Genomic DNA, 1,669 nt, shown 5'->3' on the forward strand with positions numbered 1-1,669 from the left:
TGGCGTTGCCGGGCGTGCGGTGCACGCCCTAGCTCACTTGGCGGCAGCCTTCAGCTTCGAGCCGGCGCTGACCTTCACGCCGAAGCCGGCGGGGATGTCGATGGTCTCGCCGGTCGCGGGGTTGCGGCCCGTGCGCGCGGCACGGGAGACGCGCTCGACCGAGAGGATGCCGGGGATGGCAACCTTCTCGCCCTTGCTGACGGCGTCGATGAGAACGTCGGCGAGCGCGCTGAGCACGTCGTCGGCGGTCGTCTTGGTGGTGTCGGCCTTCTCGGCGAGAGCCGAGACGAGGTCGCTGCGGGAGATAGCCACGGGGACTCCTAGGAGATTCGGATGTTGTGCGCTTGTCAGTCTAGGGAGGAAACACCGACATTCCGCGGCACCCCGGGCCCTACGGCGTGCCTCGTCCCCGTGATATCGGGCCTCGGAGCGACTCCCAGGCCGGTCCGGGGGCGTCCACGAGCGCCGGGAGGGCGTCGAGGTAGCGCTCGCGCGGCCACGTGACGACGCCGAGCGACTCCAGGTGCGGGGTGGACCACTGCACGTCGACGAGGGCGTCGGGCCCCACCAGGTCGACCAGCGCGACGAGGGCCACCTTCGAGGCGTCTCGGGCGCGGTGGAACATCGACTCCCCCGCGAACAGCCGCCCCACCGACAGGCCGTACAGCCCGCCCACGAGCGCGCCGTCGTCGTCGCGCGTCTCGACCGAGTGGGCCCAGCCCAGCTCGTGGAGGCGCACGTACGCGTCGCGGACGCCCGGGTCGATCCACGCCCCGGGCCGGCTCGGGTCGGCGCACGCGTCGACGACCTCGGCGAAGGCGGTGTCGACGGTGACCTCGTAGCGCCGGACCGACTGGCGCAACGACCGCGACACCCGCAGGGCCGACGGCTCCAGGACACCGCGCTCCGTCGGCGACCACCAGTAGAGGCGGTCGTCGTGGGGCATCGGGAAGGCCCCGCACCGGTAGGCCTCCACCACGGTGGACGGGTCGAGGTCGGCGCCCGCGGCCACGCAGTCGCCGTCGGGCCACTCGTCGGGGTGGAACTCCCACATCGACCGCGGGAGGGGTGTCGGGCTCATCGGGCCGGGCCCATCGGTCAGGCCTCCAGGACCCGGAGCAGGTGGTGCCGCGGGGCGTCGCCCCACTCGGTCCACTCCTCGGGCGTCGCGGTCTCGAGGGACTCCCACCAGGTGAGCGCGCGGTTCACGGCCTGGGTGAAGGCCGTGGCCGCGTACAGCTCGGCGACGTCACGCGGGCTCGCCACGTCGGACCACATCTCGGCGTAGGTGGCCATGACCTCGTCCCACGCGATGTCGGTACGCGAGGTGATCCAGCCGTACGGGACGCTCAGGACCTCGAGGGCGTGCGCCCACTGCAGGTCGCCGAAGTCGAAGACGCGCAGGTCGGCGAAGGCGTTCCAGGGGTGGACGTCGCCGTGCTGGACCGTCACGGGGATCGCCGACGTCGCCAGCCGGGCGACGGCCTCCACCAGCTCGTCGCGTCGCGCGGCCAGCCGCTCGGCGGTCTCGGCATCGACAAAGGACGGGTGGTCCGCAGGCACCGACCGGAGCAGGTCGAGGAGCGCGTCGAACCGGTCGGGCACGGTGACGGGGGCACAGTCCGGGACGCCGGTGGCGAGGACGTCGTCGCGGTGGTCGGCGAGGCGG

Annotated in this window: 3 protein-coding genes; all 3 read right to left on the minus strand. The window is 72.9% G+C overall.

The genetic code is table 11. The features are described from left to right. Window positions 1–33: 33 nt before the first annotated feature. Window positions 34–306, minus strand: coding sequence for an HU family DNA-binding protein (locus ASF38_RS08520; protein ID WP_200914486.1), 273 nt, complete (start codon window positions 304–306; stop codon window positions 34–36). A gap of 85 nt (window positions 307–391) precedes the next feature. After that, entirely contained in the window at window positions 392–1,081 is a 690-nt protein-coding gene (aat, locus tag ASF38_RS08525) for a leucyl/phenylalanyl-tRNA--protein transferase (RefSeq protein WP_082480622.1), read from the minus strand. 17 nt (window positions 1,082–1,098) lie between these two features. Next, the coding region (locus tag ASF38_RS08530) for a phosphotransferase (RefSeq protein ID WP_162237326.1) at window positions 1,099–1,669 on the minus strand (571 nt) is incomplete at its 5' end.

The organism is Aeromicrobium sp. Leaf272, from assembly GCF_001422865.1.
Lineage (GTDB): Bacteria > Actinomycetota > Actinomycetes > Propionibacteriales > Nocardioidaceae > Aeromicrobium.